Genomic DNA, 25,725 nt, shown 5'->3' with positions numbered 1-25,725 from the left:
CCTCGGTTGGCGGGGGCCACGACCCTGGGGAGAACACATTGTCAAGGCACTTTCCGGGTCGGAAACTCTCGTTTGTTCGACTCGTGCTGGTGATCGGTGTCGTGGCAGCGGTGGTTGCCGGATCCGTCACCGGCTGGAGCCGGTTTGAGGACGCCCGGGCCGCCGAAGATAGCGGCTCCTGGTTCGCCGGCTACGTCGATGCGACTGCCACTCCGTTTTACGCCTTTGAACGCCCGCAGACCGAAGAGGGCGGCAGCATCGTTCTGTCGTTCGTCGTTGCCGACCCGGAAAGTCCCTGTGAACCATCCTGGGGTGCGGCGTACTCCTTTGATGAAGCCGAATCCACCATGGACCTGGATCGTCGGATCGCCCGTCTGCTGCAGAGCGGCGGGGAAGTGGCAGTGTCCTTCGGTGGTCTGCTCAATGATGAGCTGGCTACCTCCTGCACCGACGTCAACGATCTGAAAGACGCTTACGCCTCAGTGGTCGAGCGGTACAATCTCTCCACGATCGACCTCGACGTCGAGGGCGAAAACCTGCTCGACACCGAAGCAGGGGAGCGGCGGGCTGAGGCTATCGCGCTGCTGCAGCAGGAACGGTTGGCGGCCGATGAGCCCCTGAACGTCTGGCTGACATTACCGGTTGCTCCGACGGGCCTGACCGAGCCGGGGACCACCGCAGTCACCCAAATGCTCGAAGGCGAAGTGGACCTCGCCGGGGTGAACATCATGACGATGGACTTCGGTGAAAGCCGGCCCGAAACAATGAGCATGCTTGAAGCGTCGATTGCCGCCGCCGAAGCCACCCACTCACAGCTGTCCACTCTGTACAGCCGCGCTGATCTGCCACTCGGTCCGCAGGCGCTCTGGACCAAGCTCGGCCTCACCCCGATGATCGGCCAGAACGACGTCGTCAGCGAGGTGTTCTCGCTTGATCACGCTGCGGCTCTGAACGCCTTCGCCGTCGAAAAGGGTATTGGCCGGATGTCCATGTGGTCCCTGAACCGTGATGCCACCTGCAGCGACAACTACGCCGACGTGACTGTGGTCTCGGTTGGGTGCAGCGGAATTGACCAGGACGGCCAGAGCTTCGCACAGCTCCTGGGTCAGGAGTTCGAGGGAACTTCCGAGACCATCGCCACCCCCTCGGCCTCGCCCGAACCCACTCCGGAACTGGTCGAGGACAATCCCGAGACCAGCCCGTACCCTATCTGGTCCGAGGACGCCACCTACGTGGCTGAGCAGCGAGTGGTCTGGCATGGCAACGTGTATGTGGCCAAATGGTGGAACGAAGATTCCACACCGGACAACCCAGTGCTGCGAGCCGATGAGACGCCGTGGACGCTGATCGGGCCAGTTCTGCCGGGTGAAAAACCAGTCTCCGCGCCAACCGTTCCCGCCGGAACCGTCGACGAATGGGATCCGGAAGAGGTGTATGAGAGCGGTGATCTCGTCAAGCTCGACAATCACGTGTTCGAATGCAAGTGGTGGAGCCAGGGCGACAGCCCGGAAGCTGCCCTGCAGGGTTCGGCTGGATCTCCGTGGGATCGGCTGTCCAACGACGACGTCATTGAGCTCCTCGAGGGTCTTGAGGACGAAGACGCCTCAGGGCCCACCCGGTCGGCAATACCCACCCCGACGGCAACTCGCAGCGAGTCCCCGTAAGGGCGGAAGCCTGGCTCTTATGTAGTGGTTGATTCGGGCTGCATGAGGGATTCGATCAATTCTGCGACGTGCGCCGCCCGATCGTGGGCTCCGGACTGGATGAAGTTCGCCTTGGCGGCGTCGAGGTAGTTCATTGCCTCAATGTCGTCGCCGCGCCCGGCCAGCGCACGTCCGAGCAGCAAATTTGCTTCACCGGCAGTCTGCGAAGCCAGGATGGTGCTGTCGGCACAGATCGGTTTGAGGCGCTTGACCGCCGCGTTGAGCTGGCCCGTGAGTACCAGCCAGTGAGCCCGTGTCAGGGACAGCTCCAGCTGATCACGGTCGTTACCGCCCACAATTGAGCTGGCAGTCTCAGCGCGTTCGATGCACTCGAGAGTTTCAGCGTCAACGACGCCGGCCGCCAGCCTGAGTGCAGCGGATGCTCGATTGAACCGGGCCCACAGGTCGAGGTCATTATTTGGCGAGAGGTTGCCCGCAGCCAACGAGTGGAATTTTGTGCCGTCCGCCACCTCGTGCCGCATGAAAGCTACGTTGCCGATAGCCCAGTGTGCTTTCCCCGCGGTCTGGGACCGCATCTCGGTGGAGAGCAGTACCGACAGAGCGAGGCACTGGGCCCAGGCCTCATCCAGCCTGTCGCTCTCGGCGAGCGAGGCAATCAGGGCCTGATGGGCTTCGACGCGCAGGTCAGGAGCATCGACCGCGCCGGTTGCCACTTCTACCGCGGCTGCGGCTTGGCGTACAGCTTCGGGGAGTTGCCCCAACCCCTGAAGCCCGACAGCAAGCAGGGTAAGCACCCGGACCGCCAGGGACGGCGATTGGCTGGTGAGGGGATGGTCGCGCAATTGTTGCGCCACCAACACTGATTCCTGGACTGCGCCTTCTTCACGCAAACACTCGGCTTGCAGGAAGGCCATGTTCCACCATGCCACCTCGTTGTTGTCCTCACGCGCGAGATCAACGGCCTGGCCTGCGATGACGCGGGCTCTCTCATAGTCCCGCTGGCTCCATGCTTCTCTGGCCCGCAGCTCGTACAACAGCTGGTCGCCGGGCTGATTTGTTGCCATGGGTTGGTAGCCCCTCCGTGCAGTTTTTAGTGGACCTCGCGTCGTTCGGCAGAGTCCCCTTGTTGAGAGGGGACCCGACTGCCTAAGTTTAGGGGATATTCGGCTGGTAATGCTCCCAAAAGTTCATCTTTCCAAACGCTTGGTTTTTTGTTTTTAGTTCGTATACTGATAAAACTGCGTGAGGTTCGGTGCCTCACGTTTTCTCATATAAGCAAAGGACTCTCGTATGAAAAGACTATTTGCCTCGCTCATGGTTGTATCAGTGCTCACAATCGGCGGTGTCTCCACAGCGACCGCTGCTGACGCCTCGACCGGGTTCCAGAGCACCATCACCAAAATTGGAAACTGGCCTCACATTGGAAACTGGCCTCACTAAGCTCCGATGATGACATTTAGCGCATTAATGCGCTGAATGTTTGCCGGATGACCGTGAACTTGCCCACTGGGGACAGGTTCACGGTCATTTGCTTGTCCGGGGCAATTCACTGTGGAATTACTACCCCGCTGAGCGCCTGATTCCTGCACAGGCGCTCAGGTCACGGTAACGTGGGATTCATGCGTATAGCCCGATTTGTCGTTGACAGTGACCCAGCATTCGGAGTGGTTGAGGGAGAGGAAGGCCAGGAAGAGATCGCAGTCATGGCTGGCGACCCCTTCTACTCAGGTGTGCAACTCACCGGCGTCCGCCACCAGTTGGCTGATGTCCGTCTGCTCGCCCCGGTAATCCCGCGCAGCAAAATCGTGGGGATCGGCCGCAACTACGCGGAGCATGCCAAGGAGCTCGGCAACGAGGTTCCGCCAGCACCACTGATGTTCTTCAAGCCCAACACCTCAGTCATCGGCCCCGGCGATCCAATTGCGCTGCCGGCCTTCTCCGACGAAATCTCCTTCGAATCCGAGCTTGCCGTCGTGATCGGGCGGATCTGCAAGGACGTGCCGCTGGACCGGGTAGACGAAGTGGTCTTCGGGTACACCTGCGCCAACGACCTCACCGCCAGAGATGCCCAGAAAACGGACAACCAGTGGGCGCGCGCCAAGGGTTTCGACACCTCCTGCCCCGTTGGGCCCTGGATCGAAACAGCACTGGACACCGAGAATCTGCGGGTCAGCGGCCGGCTCGACGGTGAACTCAAGCAGGACGGCTCAACCAGCCAGATGATCTGGGGGGTTCGGGAACTGGTGTCCTACGTATCCCAGGCCTTCACGCTTCTGCCAGGTGACCTGATCCTGACCGGCACGCCAGCCGGCGTCGGGCTCATTAGCGAAGGCCAGACCTACGAAGTCGAGATCGAGGGTATCGGGCGGTTGTCCAACCCGGCGCGTCGCTGACCATGAGGCGGGTGCCGCGGGGTCCGGTGAAAAAGGGGAGTCCGAGCGCCGAGCGCCGCAGGCTGGGGCGCTACCTTGCCATCGCGGCCTGTGCATTGCTGCTGGTGTTGGCCCGTGCGGCCTCCATCGGTGGTGCGCCCCAGATGTGGATCTCCGCTCTCGCAGCGCTGGGGTTCGGTGCAGCCGCCGTCTTGCCCATTCGCTATTTCCGGCCAAAGACACCGCTTCGGGTTCAGCTCGGTGTCGGCGCCCTTGTTGCGGTGCTGATCTTCGGCGCCTGGTGGTTCGTCGCCAGCTAGCTCTTCGCTCGGGGTTGGGGACCAAAGCACCGTAGCGTCTCCGGGGCTCCCAACTCCTCGCTTCGCTCGGGGTCGGGCCCCTCGCCCCGTAGACTTGGACCCATCATGATTAATGCTGCTGAGATCCCCCTTGTCACCGATCAGACCCCTGTGCGTGTGCGGTTTTGCCCGTCACCCACTGGAACCCCGCACGTCGGACTGATCCGCACCGCCCTGTTCAACTGGGCGTACGCCCGTCACACCGGGGGCACCATGGTGTTCCGGATCGAGGACACTGACGCGGCCCGCGACAGCGAGGAAAGTTACACCCAGTTGCTGGATGCCCTGAAGTGGCTCGGCATCGACTGGGACGAGGGCGTCGAGGTGGGCGGACCCCACGCCCCTTACCGGCAGTCGCAGCGCAGCGATCTCTACCAGGACGTCATCGCCAAGCTGCGGGCAGCCGGCCACCTCTACGAGTCCTTTTCCACGCCCGAAGAGGTTGAGGAACGCCACCGGACAGCGGGTCGGGACGTGAAGCTGGGCTACGACAACTACGACCGCACCCTCACCGAAGACCAGCAGGAGGCCTTCAGGAGTGAGGGCCGTGGTGCTGTGTTGCGGCTGCGGATGCCCGACGACGACATCACCTTCACCGACCTGGTGCGCGGTGAAATCACCTTCCGTGCCGGGAGCATCCCCGACTTCGCAGTGGTCCGCGCCAACGGCGCTCCCCTCTACACCCTGGTCAACCCGGTGGACGACGCACTGATGGGCATCACCCATGTGCTCAGGGGTGAGGATCTCCTTTCATCAACCCCTCGCCAGATTGCCCTGTATCGGGCGCTGATCGACATCGGCGTCGCCAGCTACATGCCACTGTTTGGGCACCTGCCCTATGTCATGGGTCAGGGCAACAAGAAACTTTCCAAGCGCGATCCGGAATCAAACCTTTTCCTGCATCGTGAACGCGGCTTCATCCCCGAAGGCCTGCTCAATTACCTTTCACTCCTGGGCTGGAGCCTGTCGGCTGATGAGGACATCTTCACTGTTGACACCCTGGTGGAGAAGTTTGATGTCCACGATGTGCTGGCGAACCCAGCCCGTTTCGACCTCAAGAAAGCCGAGGCGATCAACGGCACCCACGTGCGCCTGCTCGAGGCCGAAGACTTCCGCCAGCGGATCATCCCCTACCTTCAGGGTGCGGGCTTCCTCGCCGAGACCCTGAGCGATCGCGAACGCCAGATCCTGATCGAGGCTGCTCCTCTGATCCAGGAGCGCATCACTCTCCTTGGCGAAGCCCCGGACATGCTGGGTTTCCTCTTCACCGCCGACGCCGGCATCGAGATTGCCGACGACGCCCGCAAGGGTCTGCCAGCAAACCTCGGGGAAGTCCTCGACGCAGCGCAGGCCGCGCTGCAGCCGCTCGACGACTGGACCACCGAGACCATTCAGGATGCGCTCCGTCAGGCCCTGGTCGAAGAACTGGGCATGAAGCCACGCCTGGCCTTCGGCCCGGTCCGGACAGCCGTCTCCGGCAAGCGGATCTCGCCGCCGCTCTTTGAATCGATGGTCATTCTCGGCAAGGAATCCTCGCTGGCCCGGATCGCCGCCTTCCGAAGCGTGGCCGGCTGATCATGGAGCACCTCCCGGACATCGCCGGGGTGTTGTTCGATATCGACGACACCCTGGTGGATCTGGAAACCGCGATGGGAAGGACCCTCCACCATGTGGGGGCGGACACCCTCGCGCATCTCAGCGACGCGGACTGGACCGAGTACAAGCGGTTATACGCCCACGACCCGCTGGGCTCCTATGACCGGTTCCTCGCGGGGGAGTTGACCTTCACCGAGCAGCGGCTGGATCGGGTCCGGCATGCGCAGGCTGCCTTCGTCGAGGAACCACTCGAGGGTGAGGCTGCCCGCCACTGGAACACCGCGTATGAGGCGACGCTGCCCCTGCACTTCGCACCGTACGACGACGTCGTCCCCCTCCTGGACGCGTTGGAGAGCCGACGCATCCCCTACGGGGCGGTCAGCAACAATGTGCACGATTACCAGCGCGCCAAGCTCAACCGGTCGGGGTTGTCCCGGTTCGAGGTCCTCGTCGGGATCGACACGGTTGGCGTGGCGAAACCGGATCCGGCGATCTACCTGGAAGGAGCACGGCAGTTGGGCACACTGCCGGAGCGCACCCTCTATGTGGGAGACAACAGGGTGGTCGACGCCGAGGGCGCCGACGCTGCGGGGTTGATCGGGGTGTGGCTGGACCGGCGTGACGCCGGGACCGGGGACTTCACAGGTCGCCGGATCACCTCACTGGCGGGCGTTTTGCAGTTACTGCCGCACATCCGGTAAAGTGATCTCTCGGCGCAGAGCGGTTTCCGCGGCCCGGATGCTCCGTCAGGAGCGCTCCGGTATGTGCCATTGGGGTATGGTGTAATTGGCAACACACTGGTTTCTGGTACCAACATTCTAGGTTCGAGTCCTGGTACCCCAGCGTTAGATCCGGACAATTTGGCCGGATCTATCAGATGTGAAACAATCATCTAGCTCGTTTGGCGCAGGCCAGACAGCACACAGTACTGGCCCCATCGTATAGCGGCCTAGTACGCTGCCCTCTCACGGCGGTAACGCGGGTTCGAATCCCGCTGGGGTCACAGATACCCCCGGAATCCCATGGATTCCGGGGGTTTTTCTTTGCCCTACCGCAGGCACCCTGAGCCGTACGGCAGAATGGGGTGGTGACTGACACCCTTCCTGCCGCCGATGCCCAGCCGCTTCTGGCGACGCTACGCCAGACAGGGGAGGCGCTGCGTGGGTTGTCCTTTCCTCTGGCGGTGCATGGCGCGGACAGCGCCCAGCTCCACGCGTCGGCAACCGCGGCCCAGCTCGAGGACTATGTACTTCCGAGGTTACTCAGCCTTGACGCCCCGCTGCTGGCCGTCGTCGGCGGATCCACCGGAGCCGGAAAGTCCACCCTGGTCAACGCCATCGTGGGACATCCAGTCACCCGCTCCGGGGCCATCCGACCCACCACCCGGCAACCAGTCCTGCTGCATCACCCGGCCGATGGTCACTGGTTCTCGGACCAACGGGTCCTGCCCACACTGAGCCGGGTACGCGCCGTCGAACCCGGGACCGAACAGCCCGCCGATACCCTGGCCGCTGGTGCAGGGGCCTTACTGCTCCGGCCCGACCCGATGATTCCGTTGGGCCTCGCGCTGCTGGACGCCCCGGACCTCGACTCGATCGCCGACGAGAACCGGCGGCTTTCCGGCCAGCTCCTCGCAGCGGCTGATCTGTGGGTCTTCGTCACCACCGCGAACCGTTACGCCGATGCTGTGCCGTGGAAACTGCTGGCCGATGCTGCGGCACGCGACATCCTCCTCGCCGTAGTCCTGGACCGGGTCCCCGCCGGGGTGGAGGAGGAAGTCCGCAGCGACCTGCACACGTTGCTGGCGAACGCCGATCTCGGCCACGCGCCTATCTTCATCATTCCGGAGCTGCCGCTCGACCCGGCGGGAATGCTCCCGGCAGATGCGGTTGACCCCATCCGCCGGTGGCTGCGGGCGCTGGCGGCCGACGCCACCGGCCGGCAGGAAATTGCCCGCCGCACCCTCTACGGCGCAGTCCGCTCCGTGGCGGGACGGGTCCACGACGCAGCCGACGCTCAGGACGAGCAGCACACCGAATATCTCCGGCTGCGGGATGCGGCGACCCGCGCGTACGACGACGCCCTCCAGGGGATCCTCGAATCCACCCAGGACGGGACACTGCTCCGCGGCGAGGTGTTGGCGCGCTGGCAGGACTTTGTCGGCACGGGGGAGTTCATGCGGGGCCTTGAATCGCGGGTCGGCCGGGTGCGCGACGCCATGGGCTCGTTCCTCACCGGTCGGCCCACGCGGGCGGTGACCGTGGAGACGGCCATCGAGACCGGGCTCCACGCTGTCATCGTGGAACAGGCGGCGCAGGCAGCACAGAAGGCTGAACATTCCTGGCGGGACGGCGACGCCGGCCGGGAACTGCTCACCGGGCTACCGCCACGCGGCGACGACTTCCCGGCCACCGTGGCGCGGGAGATCCGCGCCTGGCAGAAGGACCTGCTGGACCTGGTCAGTTCCGAGGGCGCGAACAAGCGATTCACTGCCCGGATGCTGTCCTTCGGCGTGAACGGCGTAGCAGTCGCTCTCATGGTGGTGGTGTTCGCCTCCACCGCAGGGTTGAGCGGACTGGAGATCGGGGTGGCAGGTGGCTCCGCCGTCGTCGGGCAGAAACTACTCGAAGCATTCTTCGGCGAGGACGCTGTCCGACGGCTGGCGAAATCTGCCCGCGACAACCTGCAGCGCCGGTGTGAGTCGCTCCTTCTCACCGAGCAGCAGCGCTACCTCACACTGCTGGAGCCGGTAGCCCGGCAGCTCCCGGCCGACACCCTGCGGGCGTATGCCCGTGACCTTGACTCACGCGGTTCGGATAAGCCTGACCTGAACCGCGACGATTCCGCTGACCGTGGGAACGACGACGCCGGCTACGCGGATGAAGGACACGGCCAGTGAGCCGGCACAAGGGCAAGCTGGCCGAGTCAGCAGTCCAGAACCAGCTTGAAGCTCTGGATACCGCACGGGAGCTGGCCGCGGGGCGCCTCCCCGAGCAGGACCTGAAGGCCGCCTACGAGGTGCTGGACCGCGCCAGCACCCGCCGCTCCTTGTCCGCCGCCCACACCGTCGTCGGCATTTTTGGCCCCACCGGCAGTGGCAAGTCCTCACTGCTGAACGCGCTGACCGGGACCGAGGTCGCGCGGGTAGCCGCACGCCGACCCACCACCTCCGAACCCCTCGCCGTGCTCTGGAAATCCGAGGGCAGCGGCCCGCTCCTGGACTGGCTGCAGGTGGCCCAGCGGCACGAACTGCCCGATCACTCGCGGCTGGCCTTCGGGGGGCGAACCTCCGCCGACGACGGCGACGGATTGATCCTGCTGGACTTACCAGATTTCGACTCCACTGCTGCAAGCCACCGCGAGGTGGTGGAGCGCCTGGCCGGGCAGGTCGACGTCCTGCTCTGGGTGGTTGACCCACAGAAATACGCCGACGCCGCCCTGCATCACGGCTTCCTCCGACGGATGTCCACCCACGGCGCCGTCACGATGGTGGCGCTGAACCAGACCGATCGTCTGATCGGGGATGACGTGGACCAGGTGACGGCTTCGCTGCGCGGCATCCTCGCCGACGAGGGACTCCCCTCTGTGGCAGTGCACCCGGTCTCGGCTGCCACCGGCGCCGGACTGGACCAGCTCGTGACGGAGATTGGGCAGACGGTAAAACGTCGGCAGGCTGCCACTGCGCGGCTCACGGCGGATGTTACGGCGGCTGCCACGCAGCTGGCCGGGCACGCTGGACCGACCGACGCCGTCCTGCCGCCCAAAGCGGCACGGTCACGGCTGGTGGAGCGGCTGGCTGGAGCCGTCGGCACCGAGACGGTGGTCGATGCGGTCGTAGGTTCCTACCGGCGGGACGCCCACGCCGCGACGGGGTGGCCGGTCACCCGCTGGCTGGGCAAGCTTAGGCCCGACCCGCTGCGTCGCCTGAACCTGCGCCGGTCGGATGTCAACGCAGCAGTCAATCGCACCTCACTGCCCACCCCGGGACCGGCGCAACGCGCCGCCATGGACGGGGCACTGCGGGAGTACGCCGACGCTGCAGCCCAATCGGTCAGCGGACCCTGGCGCGAGCAGATCCGCGGTGCAGCCCAGGGGGCGAACGAATCACTCGCCGACGGACTGGACCAGGCCATCGCGCAAACCGACCTCCGCTGGGGCACACGGTCCTGGTGGTGGCCGGTGATCGGCCTGCTGCAGTGGCTGCTGTTCGCTGCGGCTGTCGCCGGGCTGGGGTGGCTTGGCGTGCTCGCCGCACTGGGCTTCCTGCAGCTCCCAGCACCCGAGACGCCGATGGTTGAGGGCTTCCCGCTGCCCACGCTGCTGGCGATCGGGGGAGCGGTACTGGGAATCGCGGTGTCGTTGCTCTCTGCTGTTGCAGCCAAAGTGTCGGCTGGTTCGCGGGGACGCCGCGCACGACGGCGGCTCCACGCCGCGGTGGCCCAGGTCGCCGCGCGGGACGTGGTGGCTCCGGTCGAGGCCGAGATCACCAGGTACAACGGGTTCCGGAAGGCTGTCACCGCAGCTCGCGGCCGAGGCTAGGACTGGACCCGCGGTCAGCCCCGGCAGACCAGGTAGGAGCAAGTAGTGCGGGCAGGTATGTCGACACCAGATGAGGTAGTGGTTACCCGCGACGAGGGGGTATAGACAAAATACGCTTCGAGCAAAGGTTGGTATGAGGGCCTTACGCAACTGCCCTAACCTGTGGCGTTGCGGGACCGCTGGGGAACAAGCGGCTCGGCTGTTGATCGGTTCAGGGCATCGGGGTCAAAATGTCTCAGATGATGACTGGCTTCGTCGGGGTCGGGTCCCCCTTGAGCAGAGTAGTGGGATCCTGACATGGGTGCATTTGATGAACGATCCGCCGATACGGACTCCGGCCATGCTGGGGAAAGAGCGCGCCGAGCTCCCTCCAATCGAAGCCGTTGGACCGCTGTAGGGAGCGTTCTGTCGGTACTCGCTAGTCTGCTCGTCGGGACGGTCCTCGCGCCCCCGGCGCAGGCCGTAGCGAACACCGTAGTGAGCCTTACCTTCGATGACGCGAACGACAACCAGATAGCGGCTGCTGCCACCCTGCAGGCTAAGGGACTCAGGGGTACATTCTTCATCCCGTCTGGGTATTTGGATGCCCCGAGCTACCTGACAACCGCCGAGGTGCAGGTGCTGCAGGCCGACGGTCATGAAATTGGGGGGCACTCCGTAACACACCCTGACCTGGCCGCCACGGGGGTGGACGAAGCCAAGCGCCAGGTCTGCAACGACCGGGTCAACCTGATCAACAAGGGATTGAATATTACGAGCTTTGCCTACCCCTTCGCGTCCTCAAGCCTTTCGGTGGAAACAATAGTCAGAGACTGCGGATACAACAGTGCGCGCGGTCTAGGTGATGTTCGAAGCAAAAATCCGGACTCCGCTTCTTATCCGGTCGCAGAAACCATTCCCCCTGCCAATCCATACAACACAGGCGCCCCCGAGCAGGTGGATAACACCTGGACACTAGCCGATCTGCAGAATACCGTCACGCAATCTGTGAACGGGAGCGGGGGTTGGGTGCAGCTGACCTTCCACCACGTTGGCCTTGATGGAAATACCTTGTCCGTCAGCGATGCTATCTTCGCGCAATTCACAACCTGGCTTGCGGAACAGGTTGCGGCCGGCACCATCGAGGTCAAGACGGTGCACGACGTCGTCGGCGGAGCCACACAGCCAGCCGTCTCCGGTCCCGCCGCGCCGGCCCCGATCACCACTGGAAACTTGCTCAAGAATCCCAGCCTTGAAACGCCCAGCGCTATTCCCGGCCTACCCAGTTGTTGGTCTATCGGAACTTACGGGGCGAATTCTCCTACCTTTACCCGGGTCACCCCTGGTCGCACCGGCGCCGTCGCCCAACAGTTGACGATGGCCGAATATGTCGACGGCGACGCGAAACTCCTCCCAACTCTCGATTTGGGCGAATGCGCGCCCAGCGCCGACCCAGGTCGTAGCTACGAGATGAAGGCCTGGTACCAGTCAACCGCGCCGACCCAGTTCGCCCTCTACTACCGAACCGGACTTGGCACGTGGAATTACTGGACATCGAGTCCGCTGTTCGACGCAGCCGTGGACTGGACCGAGGCCACCTGGACGTCACCGCCCGTGCCTGCAGGCGCCTCGGCGATCAGTATGGGCCTGAACCTAATCAGCAATGGAACGCTGATCACGGATGACTACGAACTCACAGCCGCCGGAACAACGCATCCGGCCCCGACTCCGGTTGTGCCTGCGGCGGTGGTGTTCATCGATGAGGATGGGACTGCCCAGGACACGTATACGATCCCAGCGACGGTGGGCGTGGAGTACTTGGTAAGCGGAACAGTGGTCTCCGCTGGCACCCACCCTGGCGTAGACACGGTCACGATCACCGCACGTGCAACTGACGGATACGTCTTGCAGGCTGGTGCCACAACTGAGTGGACCACGACGTTCAGTGCGGCTGAGGCACCCTATACGCCGCCTGCAGTGTCGCCGTTTGCGGATGTGTCGACGAGCCAGTTGTTCTATAAGGAGATAGCTTGGCTCGCTGGCGAGGGCATCAGCACTGGGTGGGCTGAACCCAATGGAACGCGTACGTACCGTGCTTTGCAGCCGGTGAACCGCGACGCGATGGCTGCGTTCCTTTACCGGGCGGGTGGCTCCCCGCCCTATACGCCGCCTGCAGTGTCGCCGTTTGCGGATGTGTCGACGAGCCAGTTGTTCTACAAAGAGATGTCCTGGCTCGCGAGCGAAGGCATTAGCACCGGGTGGGACGAACCCAATGGAACGCGTACGTACCGGGCTTTGCAGCCGGTGAACCGCGACGCGATGGCCGCATTCCTCTTCAGGGCCATCAATTCCGCACCATAAAACGTCACCAATGGCGATGCGGCCCTCGACAGCTAGCTGTCGAGAGCCGAAAGTACCTTCTGCAGGGTCCTCAGATTCCGGGTGGTGGTCGAGTTCTTGAACCGCGGCTTGGCGGTCAGCTTGCTCAGTGGAGACTCAAGGGTTCCACCACGCGGCGCCCACCAGGCGGCGGCCTCGGGACCCAGCACTGTCAGACCCGGCTCAAGTCCTGCGCTCGCTTCCACGAGATCGGCGAGCGCCGCCGGATCCGAGCACAGGGTGAGATAGGTGTGGCTAGCGGGGTCGTCGGCGGGAAAAGGACAGGCCTCCACCAGTTCGCGCAGCCTGCCGGCCTCGATGATCACCACCCACGCGTCATACCCGAAGGTAACGCGCAGCAGCCTCTCAACCGACTCCTTGAGCTCATCAGCTGCCAGATCGGTGGTACAGGTGACGTTGCCTGACGCCAGGAGCGTTGTCACCCTGCTGACGTTGAGTGTCTCGACGGCGGCGCGCAGGTCAGCCATTTTGAGGATAATTCCGCCGACGTTGACCCCACGGAGGAAGATTGCATATTCAGTCATGCCACACCCCCAGTCATGCCACACCAACAGTCATAGCCACACCCTATCGAGGTGCGGGCTTCGAGGCGATCAGTCGGCGGTTTTGCCGACGGCGTGGGTGAGCTGCTGGGCAGCGTTGAGGACCACTTGAGCGTGGATGCGTCCGGGCTGACGGGTCAGCCGCTCCATTGGTCCGGAGATGGACACCGCCGCGATCACCCGTCCCGATGGCCCCCTGACCGGGGCCGAAACCGAGGCAACCCCCGCCTCCCGTTCGCCGAGGCTCTGGGCCCAGCCCCGACGTCGTACTCCGGCCAGTACCGTCGGGGTGAACCGGGCTTCCTGTAATCCTTTGAGGAGGCGGTCGTGGTCTTCCCAGGCCAGCAGGCATTGGGCCGCGGAGCCAGCTTTCATGGAGAGCTGGGTGCCCACCGGGATGGTGTCGCGGAGACCGATCGGGCGTTCTGCCGACGCCACGCAAACACGCCACTCGCCCTGCCGACGGAACAGCTGCGCGCTCTCACCGGTCGCGTCCCGCAGGTGCAGCAGGACGGGGGACGCCGATGCAATCAACCGGTCCTCACCGGCAGCGGCAGCCAGTTCAACCAGGCGGCTGCCGAGCACAAAGCGGCCCTGAATATCGCGGCTGACCAGCCGGTGATGCACCAGGGCCTGCGCCAGGCGATGCACAGTGGGACGGGCCAGTCCGGTCGCCGCCACGAGCTGCGCCAGGGTGGTGGGACCCGCTTCGAGGGCGTCGAGCACGGTCGCCGCTTTGTCTATCACACCTACACCGCTAATATTGTCCATAGGATGATATTGCCGTCTCAGCATTTGAGATGCAACTGTCTGGGATGTAACTTTTTTGGGATGCATCCGTCCGAGACGTCAGTAGAAGAGCTCCGAAGGGAAACCGGTCATGGGCAACACGCTCGCAGAGAAGGTCTGGGACGCACACGTTGTGCGCAAGGGCGAGGTGCAGGGTGCCGAATCCCAGCCGGACCTGCTCTACATCGATCTCCACCTGGTCCATGAAGTCACCTCTCCGCAGGCCTTCGAGGGGCTGCGGCTGGCGGGTCGCCCGCTGCGCCGGCCGGACCTCACCATTGCCACCGAGGATCACAACACCCCCACCTGGGACATCGACAAGCCGATCGCTGACCTCACCAGCCGCACCCAGATCGAAACCCTCCGCGCGAACTGCAAAGAGTTTGGGGTGCGCCTGCATTCACTGGGCGACGCCGAACAGGGCATCGTCCACATCATCGGCCCGCAGCTGGGCCTCACCCAGCCGGGCCTGACGGTGGTCTGCGGCGATTCGCACACCTCCACCCACGGGGCGTTTGGTGCCCTGGCGCTCGGCATCGGCACCTCAGAGGTGGAGCACGTGATGGCCACCCAGACCCTGTCGCTCAAGCCGTTCAAGACCATGGCCATCACGGTGGAGGGCACCCTGAAGCCCGGTGTGACCTCCAAGGACATCATCCTTGCGGTCATCGCCAAGATCGGCACCGGCGGCGGGCAGGGCTATGTGCTCGAATACCGTGGCTCTGCCATCCGTGCGCTGTCCATGGAAGCGCGGATGACCATCTGCAACATGTCCATCGAGGCCGGCGCCCGTGCCGGCATGGTCGCCCCGGATGACACCACCTTTGAGTACCTGAAAGACAAGCCCCACGCACCGCAGGGCGAGGACTGGGATGCCGCCGTCGAGAACTGGAGGACGCTGCGCACCGACGACGACGCCGTGTTCGACGCCGAAGTGTTCCTCGACGCCGATGAGCTGGAGCCCTTCGTCACCTGGGGTACCAACCCCGGCCAGGGCGTCTCACTGTCGCAGGCCGTGCCGTCCCCTGACGATTTCGCCGACGAGAACGACAAGGCGGCCTGCGAACGTGCCCTCGAGTACATGGCACTGGACGCCGGCACCCCCATGAAGGACATCAGGGTGGACACCGTGTTCCTTGGCTCCTGCACCAACAGCCGGATCGAGGACCTGCGGATTGCCGCCGACATCATCCGCGGCCGGGTCAAGGACCCGAACATCCGCATGATGGTGGTTCCCGGGTCGGCCCGGGTTCGCCTCGATGCCGAGGCCGAGGGCCTGGACCAGGTGTTCAAGGACTTCGGCGCGGAATGGCGTTTCGCTGGCTGCTCAATGTGTCTGGGCATGAACCCGGACCAGCTGGCGCCGGGGGAGCGGTGCGCATCGACGTCGAACCGCAACTTCGAGGGCCGGCAGGGCAAGGGTGGGCGCACCCACCTGGTGTCCCCGGTAGTCGCCGCCGCCACTGCGGTCCGCGGCACCCTCAGCTCGCCGTCCGATCTCGAGCCATTGCCGCCCGCCACAACAGGCCAGCACGACGACGTCGTTGCCTCAGCCGCGAACGCCGCCTAGGAGCTTCCCATGGAAAAGATCATCACCCACACCGGAATCGGCGTGCCGCTGCGCCAGAGCAATATCGACACCGACCAGATCATCCCGGCGGTGTACCTGAAGCGCATCACGAGGACCGGGTTCGAGGACGCCCTGTTCGCCGAGTGGCGGAAGGACCCGAACTTCATCCTCAACCAGGCTCCGTTCAGCGCCGGTTCGGTCCTTGTCGCGGGGCCGGATTTCGGTACCGGCTCCTCTCGTGAACACGCGGTCTGGGCGCTGAAGGACTACGGGTTCAAGGCCGTGCTGGCGTCCCGGTTCGCCGATATTTTCCGCGGCAACTCCGGCAAACAGGGTCTGGTCGCGGCGCAGCTGGCCCAGGATGACATTGAGCTGATCTGGAAGGTCCTCGAGAATCATCCCGGCACCGAGGTCACCGTCAACCTGGAGGAACGCACCGTCAGCTGCGGCAGCGTGACGGCTCCGTTCCAGATCGATGATTACACCCGCTGGCGGTTGCTGGAGGGCCTCGACGACATTGGTCTGACGTTGACCCACGAGGAAACCATCACCAAATATGAGGCCTCCCGCCCGGCGTGGAAGCCGAAGACCCTCCCCGTGCGCACCTGAGCCACGCCCGACGGTGAGCAAGGTCATCGGCGGCGGTGCTTTCCTGCGGAACGGCGGGGAATGAATGGGGCAGATCGAGAGTTTTCGACAGTAGCCCCGGGGAGTCTATTTCAGTCTTCCTAGACATGCTCCTATGCTTAGCGGGAGGCAATTGCTGCTTTGGGGGCAATCTCTGTTGTGTGCAAATCGAAGAAAATAGGTGTTCATGGGAAGCGTGCTGACCATTCGTGGTGGAGTCCCTCTGACCGGCAAGGTCTCCGTTCGTGGAGCCAAAAACCTGGTGCCCAAAGCGATGGTGGCGACCCTGCTGGGTAATGCTCCCTCGGTCCTGCGGAATGTCCCTGAGATCAAGGACGTCGAGGTTGTCACCAGCCTTTTGAAGCTCCACGGCGTTGAGGTCACCAAGGACCCCGTCACCGGGGATCTGAGCATGGACCCCAAGGGCGCAAAGATGGCCCAGTCCAAGGACATCGATGCCCACGCCGGCGACTCACGCATCCCCATCCTCTTCTGCGGCCCCCTGATGCACAGCATCGGTGAAGCCTTCATCCCCGACCTGGGCGGCTGCAAAATCGGCGACCGCCCGATCGACTACCACATGCAGGTGCTGCGCAACTTCGGCGCCGTCGTGGACAAGCGTCCCGGTGGCATCTCCATTTCGGCGCCCAAGGGTCTGCACGGCGCGAAGCTCGAACTGCCGTACCCGAGCGTCGGTGCCACCGAGCAGGTACTGCTGACCGCTACCCGGGCCGAGGGCATCACCGAACTCAAGGGTGCCGCCGTCGAACCCGAAATCATGGACCTGATCGCTGTCCTCCAGAAAATGGGCGCGATCATCACGGTGCAGACCGACCGCACCATCCGCATCGAGGGCGTCAGCGAACTGAGTGGCTTCAACCACAAGGCCATTTCCGACCGCAACGAAACCGCATCCTGGGCATCAGCAGCGCTGGTCACCCAGGGTGACATCTATGTTGAGGGTGCGCGTCAGCTCGATCTGACCGCCTTCCTGAATACCTACCGAAAGATCGGTGGAGCGTTCGACGTCGACGACGACGGCATCCGTTTCTACCATCCCGGCGGAAAGCTGTCCCCGCTGGTCCTGGAAACCGATGTGCACCCCGGGTTCATGACCGACTGGCAGCAGCCGCTCGTCGTCGCCCTCACCCAGGCGGAGGGCGTGTCGATTGTTCACGAGACCGTCTACGAGAACCGTTTCGGCTTCACCGATGCCCTGATCCGGATGGGTGCCAACATCCAGGTACACCGCGAATGCCTGGGTAGCGTCCCGTGCCGGTTTGGGCAGCGGAACTTCCTCCACTCGGCGGTCATTTCTGGTCCGGCGCAGTTGCATGGCGCGGACATTGATATCCCCGACCTGCGCGGCGGCTTCAGCCACCTCATCGCCGCCCTCGCGGCGAAGGGCACGTCACGGGTGACTGGCATCGAGCTGATCAACCGCGGCTACGAACGTTTCCAGGACAAGCTCGAAGGCCTGGGAGCCGATTTCGATATCGCCTCTGATACTGCTGAATCAGATACTGCTGAACCGGACGCTCCTGTGACGGACGCTGCTGAATCGGACGCTCCTGTGACCGACGCTGCTGTGGCATCGGTGGAGGGCGGCCGCTAGGCTCGCGGCACTCGTTTATGACTGAATCCAGAAGGTCCCGCGCCACGTTCGCCGTGCTCTCCGTCACCGTGCGTCCCATCATGAACACGTTGATGTCGAAGGAGTGGTCGGGTGCGGAGAAACTGCCGCGGGACACCGGGTTCATTGTGTGCCCCAACCACATCACGGAGATTGACCCGGTGGTGATCGGACATTTTCTGTTCAATCAGAAGGTGACACCGCATTTCCTTGCCAAGGCGTCGCTGTTCAAGGTGCCGGTCATGGGCTGGATCCTCCGTGCTACCGGGCAGGTGCCGGTGGATCGGACCACTGCCGGCGCCAACAGATCGCTTGAGGCAGCGCGTGAAGCAATCAGCTCCGGCGGCGGCATTGTGGTGTACCCGGAGGGCACCCTGACGCGGGATCCCGACATGTGGCCCATGAAGGGCCGGACCGGTGCCGCGCGGCTCGCATTGCAGACCGGCGCTCCGATCGTCCCGCTTGCCCACTGGGGAGCCCACGAGGTGTTTCCCCGGTACGCCAAACGCTTCTACCTCTTTCCCCGGAAGACCTCCCGGGTGGTGGTCGGGGACCCGGTCGACTTCTCCGACCTGATGGGCAAGCCCATCACCAAGACGGTGCTCGACACTGGAACCGAGCGGATTCTCGACGCGCTGACCGCGCTGGTCGCCGAATTGCGTCAGGAAGCACCGCCCACCGAACGCTGGAACCCGGCGGACAAACACCAGAAAAGCACCGGCAGGAATTTCGAGACCAAGCCTGAGGAGAACTCGTGACCCGGACACCGCCAGCCGTCGTCGCCGTCCTGGGCGCCGGCAGTTGGGGGACCACCTTCGCGAAGATCCTGGCCGACGCCGGTGCCCCGCACGGTACGCAGGTGCGCCTGTGGGCCCGCCGCGAGGACGTGGCCGAGGAGATCAACACGACCCGGCGCAACAGCAGGTATCTCGCCGACACGGTGCTGCCCGAGAACATCACCTGTTCCACCGACATTGCCGAGGTGCTCGACGGCGCTGAACTGGTCGCCGTCGCCGTTCCCGCCCAGTCGCTGAGGCCCCAGCTCCAGGCGTGGAAACACCTCCTGCGCGACGACGCGGTGGTGGTCTCGTTGATGAAGGGACTCGAGGTGGGCTCCGATGCCCGCATGAGCCAGGTCATTGCTGCCGAACTGGAGATGCCAGCTGAGCGCATTGCCGTCGTTTCGGGGCCTAACCTGGCGCTGGAAATCGCGCGTCAGGAACCCACCGCATCGGTGGTGGCTTGTCCGGATGAGCAAGTGGCCGCGTGGATTGCCGCCGCCTGCACCGCCAGATACTTCAGGCCCTATACCAACCCCGACGTGGTTGGCGTGGAGATCGGCGGGATCGTCAAGAACGTGATTGCCCTCGCCGTCGGAATCTGCGAGGGCAAGCAGATGGGCGATAACACCAAGGCTTCAGTGATTACCCGCGGACTCGCGGAAACCACCAGGCTCGCTGTGGCTCTGGGTGGGGAAGCTGAGACGATGGCAGGCCTCGCCGGGATGGGCGACCTGATCGCCACCTGCTCCTCACCGTTGTCTCGTAACCACACTGCTGGCCGGTTGCTGGGCCACGGACTGACCCTCGATGAGGTCACCGGGAAGATGAACCAGACGGCCGAGGGGATCAAATCAGCTCAGGCCGTCCTTGATCTTGCGGGGCAATTGGGAGTTGATATGCCCATCACCGAGAACGTGGTGGCGGTACTTCAGGGCACCGTCTCCGTCCATGACCTGGGGGCGCGTCTACTGTCCCGCGAACTGAAATCCGAAGGCTGACTGTGACTGTTGTTCCCCCTGAAACCGCCCGTCTTGATCCGACGCGACGGCCGCGGGTGCTCGTGCTCTTCGGTGGACGATCCAGTGAACACGCGGTCAGCTGCATCACCGCGGCCGGCGTACTCGACGCGATCGACCGGGACAAGTACGAGATCATTCCGGTAGGGATCGCCAAGAACGGCCAGTGGGTTCAGGTGTCGGGTGACCCGTCCCAGTGGTCCCTTCGTTCGGCAACGCTTCCCGAGGTCCCCACCTCTGACGAGTCCCTGGTCCTGGCAGCGTCAGGGGTTGGCCAGAACCTTGCATCCACTGAGCTGATGGTGACCGCCGCCGAACAGATGCCGCGCAGCCTCGGCGGGATCGACGTCGTCGTGCCCCTGCTGCACGGCCCATTCGGTGAGGACGGCACGCTGCAGGGCCTGCTCGAAATGGCCGACATCCGCTATGTGGGCGCCGGTGTGCTGGCCTCTGCTGTGGGCATGGACAAGCACTACATGAAGGTGGTTTTCGCCGCCGCCGGCCTGACGGTGGGACCCTATGAGGTCATCACTGACCGGCAGTGGGCCAACGACCGTGACGGGTGCCTCGGGCGAGCGGCGGCCCTGGGGTTTCCCTCCTTCGTCAAGCCTGCCCGCGCCGGATCCTCGATGGGGATCACGCGGGTCGCTTCGGAATCTGATCTTGCCGCCGCCATCGAGGCTGCTCGGGAGTTCGATCCCAAGGTGCTCGTGGAGGCCGGCATCATCGGTCGGGAAATCGAGGTTGCTGTGCTGCAGGGTCGCGGCACCAACGAACCACGGACGTCTCTGCCCGGGGAAATCGCTGTCCAGCCAGGGGAGCACGACTGGTACGACTTCGAAGCCAAATACGTCGACGGCGCCGCCGCCGAACTGAGCTGCCCGGCCGACCTGCCGCCAGCCGCCAGCGAGCAGGTCCGGGCGCTTGCCGCCGCAGCGTTCGACGCCGTCGGTGCAGAGGGTCTGTCCCGGGTCGACTTCTTCTACACCCCGTCCGGCGGTCTGATCATCAACGAGATCAACACCATGCCGGGCTTCACGCCAATCAGCATGTATCCGCAGATGTGGGCCAAGTCCGGTCTCACCTATACGGAGCTGATCGACGAGCTGATCGAGTTGGCCCTGAGTCGCAAGACGGGCCTCCGCTAGATCGGATGACCGGCGCGGAATGTGCCAGATGGGTCGCGCCGCCGTCGTTATGGTGAGCAACCCAGACAGGTCAGGTCAACCTAGACATCGGTGAGGGAAATCTTGGCCTCCGATCTCCAGGTTCCTCACCAAAACCGAGGTGGGACTCAGGAACGGACCAGACCAGAACCTAGGCGGTGACGAGTACTGCGCCAGCGAGGGTGATGCCGCCAAGGAACACGGTCGAGATGCCGCCCAGCGCAAGATTTTTCCCGCCGGTGCGTGCCAGGTGTGGGATGTCGATCCCGGTGCCGAGGCCAAACATCGCGGCGGCCAGCAGCAGGGTGGCCGTCAGGGAGGCGGCGTCCAGAACGGGCTCGGGGACCACCCCGGTGGAGCGCAGGAGCACCAGGGCCAGGAATCCGACCACGAACAACGGCACGATCGGTGCCACCCGCCCCGGAACTGACGGCTGGGCGCCCTCGGCCCGCCGGATACCGATGGAGACAAACGCAGCGACGGGAGCCAGCAGCACCACCCGGCCAAGTTTCACCACGGTCGCGACGGCGAGCGCCACAGCCCCCGCCGTGCTGGCGGTCGCCACCACCTGGGCCACCTCGTGGACGGCGAGCCCGGACCAGATACCAAACGTTTCGGGGGAGAGCCCCAGCAGGTTGCTGATGAGCGGCAGCCCCAGGATCACGGCCGACCCATACAGGGTGACCATGGCGATGGCGCTGGCCACTTCGTCGTCGTCGGCGTTAACAATGCTTTGCATGCCAGCGATCGCCGACGCGCCACAAATGGAGAACCCGGCCGCCATCAGGGTCGACGCGGCCCGGCTGAGTCCTAGCCGTTCACCGATGTACCGCGTGAACAGGAAGCTGATAAACACCGACGCAATGATCAGGGCGAGGACGGGGAACCCGAGGCCCAGGATCTCGGGAAGGGAGAGTTGCAAGCCCAGAACGACGACGCCGAGCCGCAGGAACCGTTTGGTGGCCCGTTGAATGCCGGGCCGAATCCGCGGATGGAACAGCCCGGTGTTGCGGACCAGCAGGCCGAGGGCGAGGGCAACCACCAGGGCGCCGATGAAGCCCTGCAGGCTGGCGATGAAGAGGGAGAGGGCGACGGCGGTAGCCATGACCAATACTCCGGGGATCAGGTTGATGACTGCCGCGGTGGCGGCCGAGCGCTGTGTGGTCACTGGTTTACTTTCAGGGCGCTCGGGTGAAAGGGCTGACAGAAAGAGCGAGGCCCATCCCGGCCGAAGCCGGGATGGGCAATTGCTACTTACAGCAGGTCGTACTCTTCAAGGAAGGCCGTTGCGACAGTCGCGCTGGACTCCTTGTCGACCTGAACCCGTGCGAGGTACTCGGTAAGGTTATCGGTGGTGAGGGCAGCCGACACCGCGTTGAGCGATTCAGTTACCGCATCGGTCACCTTGGCCTCGCGCACGATCGGCACGATGTTCTGGGACAGGAACAGGTTCTGGGTGTCCTCCAGGACCACCAGAGACTCGGTCTCAATCGTCGAGTCGGTGCTGAAGATGTTGGCTACATCAATTTCGCCGCTCAAAAGTGCTTCGCGGGTCAGCGGTCCACCGGCATCCAGGGGACGGAACTCGGCGAACACGATGCCGTAAACCTCTTCAAGGCCGATCAGCCCCTGATAGCGCTCGACAAATTCAGGACCGGCTGCGAGCGTGAGCTCACCAGCAATGTCGGTCAGATCGTCCATCGTTTCCAGGCCGAGCTCCTCGGCGGTCTCCGGGAGAACCGCAAGGGTGTCCTTGTCCTCGGCCTCGGACTGTTCCAGTGCAATGATGCCCTCGGGCAGCACCTCAACCATGGCGTCGTACACTTCTTCGGGGCTGGTCACTCCCTCGGGGGCGCCACCCTCCACGAGGGATGAGTACAGTGCACCGTTGTACTCGGGGAGCAGGTCGATTGACCCGTCCTCGAGCGCAGCCAGGTACAGGTCGCGTGCACCGATGTTGAAGCTGCGCTCCACCTCGATGCCTTCGGCTTCCAGCACCTGCGCGTACATCTCGGCGAGGAGTTCGCTTTCGGGGAAGTTTGCTGAGCCAATTGCGATGGTCTCTGCGTCAACTGACTCTCCGCCGGCGTCGGACTCAAGCGGATCGCCGCCACAAGCGGACAGAGCGAGGGCCGCTGCTCCGAAGAGCGCAACGCTACTCATCAGTTTGGTTGAGCGTTTCTTAATCATGGGTCGTGCCTTTCGGTCAGGTTTTACAAGCTTATCCCGCAGGCGCTGGTGACGTCTCCGCGGGGGTGGTCACGGGTTTGTTGGAGGATCGGGTCAGTGCGCGCCCGGATACGCCGGGGGATACCATCAGCCGCTGCAGACCGGAAGCGATCAGGTCCATGATGATGGCCAACAGGGCGACGACGACGGCGCCGGCAATCACCCGGTCGTACTGATTCAGTGCCAGACCGTCAACCAGTAGCCTGCCCAATCCGCCGAGGCCAACATAGGAGGCGACGGTGGCGGTCGAGACTACCTGCAGGGTGGCGCTGCGTAGACCGCTGAGGATCAGCGGCAACGCCATCGGAATTTCGACCCGGAACAGGATCTGGATGGGCCGCATGCCCATCCCCTTCGCGGCGTCCACCGACGCGGGGTTGATCGCCCGGAGCCCCGCGTAGGTTGATGTGAGGATGGGCGGGATGGCGAGGATCACCAGGGCAATCACCACCGGCAGCAGCCCGAAGCCGATCACCGTCACCAGCAGGATGATCAGGCCCAGGGTCGGCAGTGACCGGCCGGCGTTCCCCGCGTTGATCGCCACAAACGAGAACCTGCCGGTGTGGCCGATGTACAGCCCCACCGGGATGGCGATCAGTGCGGCGATGACGAGCGTCAGAACCGTGTAATAGAGGTGCTCGACGACGAGTGACGGGATGTTCCCGTTCACAGCGAGATCCCAGTGCTCGGGATCCAGCAGATATTCGAGGTAGTCCATCAGGCTCGTCCTCCCGCACGCACCCAGGGCGTGAATCGTCGTTGAACCAGCACAATGATGATGTCGCAGGTGGCCGCCAGCAGCACCGACAGGATGATTCCCACCCAGATCGGTGCCAGGTAATCGAGCTGCAGCCCGCGGAGGAACAGGGCACCCAGCCCGCCGACGCCGATGAGCGCACCAACGCTGACGATGCTCACGTTCGCAACCGTCGCAACCCGGAGTCCGGCCAGCATGACCGGCAGGGCGATCGGCAGTTCCACCCGTAGGAGGCGCTTGACCCGGCGGTAACCCATGGCGGTGGCGGCCTGGGTGATGGCCGGATCAACCGAGTTCAGGCCGTCGGCCACCACCCTGACCATGAGCGCAACACTGTAGACGGTGAGCGCGATGATGATGTTCAGGGGGGACAGGACGCCGGTACCGATAATCGGTGGCAACAGGAGAAACAGGGCCAGCGAAGGGATTGCGTAGAGAATGCTGCTGATGTTGACCAGCGGGTAGTAGAGCTTCTTGTAGCGGACCGCCAGATACCCCAGTGGCAGCGAGATGATGACCGCCAGGATGACGGGGATCAACGCCAGGTACAGGTGCTCCTGGAAGGCGGTCCAGATGATCTCCCGGTTGCCGGAAATGTAGTCGATCATGCGGTGGTCCCCGCGCGCAGCCGACGTCGTTCATCCAGTTGGCGGACCAAGCTCGGGTGCCGGATGACGCCGTCGGCCACGCCCGATGCGTTGACCCGGACCGCGATGCCGACGGGAGAGCTGATCGCGAGGTCGGTCACCACCCGCAGGGAATCCGCAGCGGTGAAGGTGCCAGCGACCGAGAGGGGCGAGTTTTCGTCGGCGATTCCCGGGCCGGCCCAGCCGCGGGGGCGCCCGGCGTCGTCGAGGACCAGCACTTCATTGCCCACCCGTACCGAATCCACGGGGTCCAGCTCGAGCACCTCGGAGGAGTCGAAGGACAGGCTGCGGAAGCCGCGGTCCCGGCCCACGAAATCGGCCACGAAGTCGTTGGCTGGGTTTTCCAGCAGCTCCTGCGGGGCGGCGTACTGGGCAAGATGCCCGCCTTCCCTGAAGACGGCGACCATGTCACCGAGCTTGATGGCCTCGTCGATGTCGTGCGTCACGAACGCAATCGTTTTGCCCAGCTCGCCCTGCAGCCGCAGGAATTCGGTCTGCAGGCCGGCGCGGACAATGGGGTCGACGGCGCTGAAGGGTTCGTCCATCAGCATCACGGGGGGATCGGCGGCAAGGGCGCGAGCAACTCCCACGCGCTGTTCCTGACCGCCTGAGAGCTGTACCGGGTATTTGTTGGCCATGCTCTCGGTGAGCCCCACCCGAAGCAGCAGCTCCATGGCAGTGGCCCGCGACTTCTTCTTGTCGGTTCCGATCAGATTGGGCACGGTCATGACATTTTCAATCACTGTGCGGTGCGGGAAGAGACCCGCATGCTGGATGACGTACCCGATGGATCGGCGCAGCAGGGCCGCGTCCTGCTGGGTGACGTCCTGACCATCGATCAGGATGCGGCCGCCGGTCGGCTCGATCATGCGGTTGATCATGCGCAGTGAGGTGGTTTTGCCACAGCCGGAGGGGCCCACAAAGACGGTGATCTTGCCGGTGGGCAATTCAAAGTTCAGGTTGTCGACGGCGAGGGTGCCATCCGGAAAAGTCTTGCTTACCTTGTCGAACGTAATCACGGTGGCTCTCCAGTTTCCTTGGCACCAGCCTCAATAGCA

22 protein-coding genes and 2 tRNA genes are annotated in these 25,725 nt (G+C 64.1%); 16 read left to right on the top strand and 8 right to left on the bottom strand.

All coding sequences use genetic code 11. From position 1 onward, the window contains the following. Window positions 1-38 precede the first annotated feature (38 nt). A complete protein-coding gene (locus tag ACX80Z_RS00330; protein ID WP_459314548.1) occupies window positions 39-1,664 on the top strand; it encodes a carbohydrate-binding protein in 1,626 nt (541 codons plus the stop codon). Between the two features lie 17 nt (window positions 1,665-1,681). Here the strand turns inward: ACX80Z_RS00330 and ACX80Z_RS00325 are convergent, their stop codons facing one another. Then, window positions 1,682-2,728, bottom strand: a complete 1,047-nt coding sequence (locus ACX80Z_RS00325) for a hypothetical protein (protein WP_459314547.1) — start codon at window positions 2,726-2,728, stop codon at window positions 1,682-1,684. A 555-nt stretch (window positions 2,729-3,283) separates the two neighbouring features. On the opposite strand from ACX80Z_RS00325, the gene ACX80Z_RS00320 reads away from it, so the two are divergent. The 9 genes from ACX80Z_RS00320 (at window position 3,284) to ACX80Z_RS00280 (ending at window position 12,870) form a co-directional block, all read left to right on the top strand. After that, the gene (locus ACX80Z_RS00320) at window positions 3,284-4,057 is read left to right on the top strand and encodes a fumarylacetoacetate hydrolase family protein (protein WP_024476094.1); all 774 of its coding nucleotides are present in this window, start codon (window positions 3,284-3,286) and stop codon (window positions 4,055-4,057) included. Between the two features lie 26 nt (window positions 4,058-4,083). After that, on the top strand, window positions 4,084-4,356 hold the full coding sequence (locus ACX80Z_RS00315) for a hypothetical protein (protein ID WP_459314546.1): 273 nt from the start codon (window positions 4,084-4,086) through the stop codon (window positions 4,354-4,356). A 105-nt stretch (window positions 4,357-4,461) separates the two neighbouring features. Next, window positions 4,462-5,970, top strand: coding sequence for a glutamate--tRNA ligase (gltX, locus tag ACX80Z_RS00310; protein WP_459314545.1), 1,509 nt, complete (start codon window positions 4,462-4,464; stop codon window positions 5,968-5,970). A 2-nt stretch (window positions 5,971-5,972) separates the two neighbouring features. Further along, complete coding sequence (locus ACX80Z_RS00305; RefSeq protein WP_019483026.1) at window positions 5,973-6,692, top strand: HAD family hydrolase; 720 nt, start codon at window positions 5,973-5,975, stop codon at window positions 6,690-6,692. A gap of 70 nt (window positions 6,693-6,762) precedes the next feature. Then, window positions 6,763-6,834, top strand: a tRNA-Gln gene (locus ACX80Z_RS00300). 87 nt (window positions 6,835-6,921) lie between these two features. Further along, window positions 6,922-6,994: transfer RNA gene (locus ACX80Z_RS00295), tRNA-Glu, on the top strand. 84 nt (window positions 6,995-7,078) lie between these two features. After that, window positions 7,079-8,890 carry a dynamin family protein gene (locus ACX80Z_RS00290; protein WP_459314544.1) on the top strand — a complete coding sequence of 604 codons (1,812 nt, stop codon included), beginning with the start codon at window positions 7,079-7,081 and terminating at the stop codon, window positions 8,888-8,890. Then, window positions 8,887-10,530, top strand: a complete 1,644-nt coding sequence (locus ACX80Z_RS00285; RefSeq protein ID WP_459314543.1) for a GTPase family protein — start codon at window positions 8,887-8,889, stop codon at window positions 10,528-10,530. The genes ACX80Z_RS00290 and ACX80Z_RS00285 overlap by 4 nt, the downstream gene beginning before the upstream one ends. Window positions 10,531-11,007: 477 nt before the next feature. Further along, the gene (locus tag ACX80Z_RS00280; RefSeq protein ID WP_459314542.1) at window positions 11,008-12,870 is read left to right on the top strand and encodes a polysaccharide deacetylase family protein; all 1,863 of its coding nucleotides are present in this window, start codon (window positions 11,008-11,010) and stop codon (window positions 12,868-12,870) included. 32 nt (window positions 12,871-12,902) lie between these two features. Here ACX80Z_RS00280 and ACX80Z_RS00275 read toward each other — a convergent pair whose 3' ends face one another. Next, window positions 12,903-13,433, bottom strand: a complete 531-nt coding sequence (locus ACX80Z_RS00275; protein WP_459314541.1) for a DUF1697 domain-containing protein — start codon at window positions 13,431-13,433, stop codon at window positions 12,903-12,905. A 69-nt stretch (window positions 13,434-13,502) separates the two neighbouring features. Beyond that, window positions 13,503-14,222 (bottom strand): IclR family transcriptional regulator, encoded by a 720-nt coding sequence (locus ACX80Z_RS00270; protein ID WP_024476100.1) that lies wholly within the window; start codon window positions 14,220-14,222, stop codon window positions 13,503-13,505. 109 nt (window positions 14,223-14,331) lie between these two features. Between ACX80Z_RS00270 and leuC the strand changes: the two genes are divergently transcribed. The 6 genes from leuC to ACX80Z_RS00240 all read left to right on the top strand — a co-directional run bounded on the left by leuC (window position 14,332) and on the right by ACX80Z_RS00240 (window position 21,016). Continuing rightward, entirely contained in the window at window positions 14,332-15,810 is a 1,479-nt protein-coding gene (leuC, locus tag ACX80Z_RS00265; protein WP_019483021.1) for a 3-isopropylmalate dehydratase large subunit, read from the top strand. A 9-nt stretch (window positions 15,811-15,819) separates the two neighbouring features. Then, on the top strand, window positions 15,820-16,419 hold the full coding sequence (gene leuD / locus ACX80Z_RS00260; RefSeq protein ID WP_024476101.1) for a 3-isopropylmalate dehydratase small subunit: 600 nt from the start codon (window positions 15,820-15,822) through the stop codon (window positions 16,417-16,419). Window positions 16,420-16,624: 205 nt separating this feature from the next. Beyond that, complete coding sequence (murA, locus tag ACX80Z_RS00255) at window positions 16,625-18,052, top strand: UDP-N-acetylglucosamine 1-carboxyvinyltransferase (protein ID WP_459314540.1); 1,428 nt, start codon at window positions 16,625-16,627, stop codon at window positions 18,050-18,052. A gap of 17 nt (window positions 18,053-18,069) precedes the next feature. Continuing rightward, on the top strand, window positions 18,070-18,828 hold the full coding sequence (locus ACX80Z_RS00250; protein WP_459314539.1) for a lysophospholipid acyltransferase family protein: 759 nt from the start codon (window positions 18,070-18,072) through the stop codon (window positions 18,826-18,828). After that, window positions 18,825-19,850: an NAD(P)H-dependent glycerol-3-phosphate dehydrogenase gene (locus tag ACX80Z_RS00245; RefSeq protein ID WP_459304764.1), complete on the top strand. Its 1,026-nt coding sequence runs from the start codon at window positions 18,825-18,827 to the stop codon at window positions 19,848-19,850. The genes ACX80Z_RS00250 and ACX80Z_RS00245 overlap by 4 nt, the downstream gene beginning before the upstream one ends. Window positions 19,851-19,852: 2 nt before the next feature. Further along, entirely contained in the window at window positions 19,853-21,016 is a 1,164-nt protein-coding gene (locus tag ACX80Z_RS00240; protein ID WP_459314538.1) for a D-alanine--D-alanine ligase family protein, read from the top strand. A gap of 169 nt (window positions 21,017-21,185) precedes the next feature. Here the strand turns inward: ACX80Z_RS00240 and ACX80Z_RS00235 are convergent, their stop codons facing one another. The 5 genes from ACX80Z_RS00235 to ACX80Z_RS00215 form a co-directional block, all read right to left on the bottom strand. Continuing rightward, window positions 21,186-22,202: a YeiH family protein gene (locus ACX80Z_RS00235; RefSeq protein ID WP_459314537.1), complete on the bottom strand. Its 1,017-nt coding sequence runs from the start codon at window positions 22,200-22,202 to the stop codon at window positions 21,186-21,188. A gap of 86 nt (window positions 22,203-22,288) precedes the next feature. Further along, the gene (locus tag ACX80Z_RS00230) at window positions 22,289-23,224 is read right to left on the bottom strand and encodes an ABC transporter substrate-binding protein (RefSeq protein WP_459314536.1); all 936 of its coding nucleotides are present in this window, start codon (window positions 23,222-23,224) and stop codon (window positions 22,289-22,291) included. Window positions 23,225-23,255: 31 nt separating this feature from the next. After that, complete coding sequence (locus ACX80Z_RS00225) at window positions 23,256-23,981, bottom strand: ABC transporter permease (protein ID WP_459314535.1); 726 nt, start codon at window positions 23,979-23,981, stop codon at window positions 23,256-23,258. Further along, window positions 23,981-24,628: an ABC transporter permease gene (locus ACX80Z_RS00220; RefSeq protein WP_459314534.1), complete on the bottom strand. Its 648-nt coding sequence runs from the start codon at window positions 24,626-24,628 to the stop codon at window positions 23,981-23,983. The genes ACX80Z_RS00225 and ACX80Z_RS00220 overlap by 1 nt, the downstream gene beginning before the upstream one ends. Then, entirely contained in the window at window positions 24,625-25,686 is a 1,062-nt protein-coding gene (locus ACX80Z_RS00215) for an ABC transporter ATP-binding protein (RefSeq protein ID WP_459314533.1), read from the bottom strand. The genes ACX80Z_RS00220 and ACX80Z_RS00215 overlap by 4 nt, the downstream gene beginning before the upstream one ends. Between the last annotated feature and the right edge of the window lie 39 nt (window positions 25,687-25,725).

Source organism: Arthrobacter sp. TMT4-20 (assembly GCF_054510775.1).
Note: the sequence above shows the minus strand (reverse complement) of the source record. Positions and strands in the feature narration are given on the sequence as shown.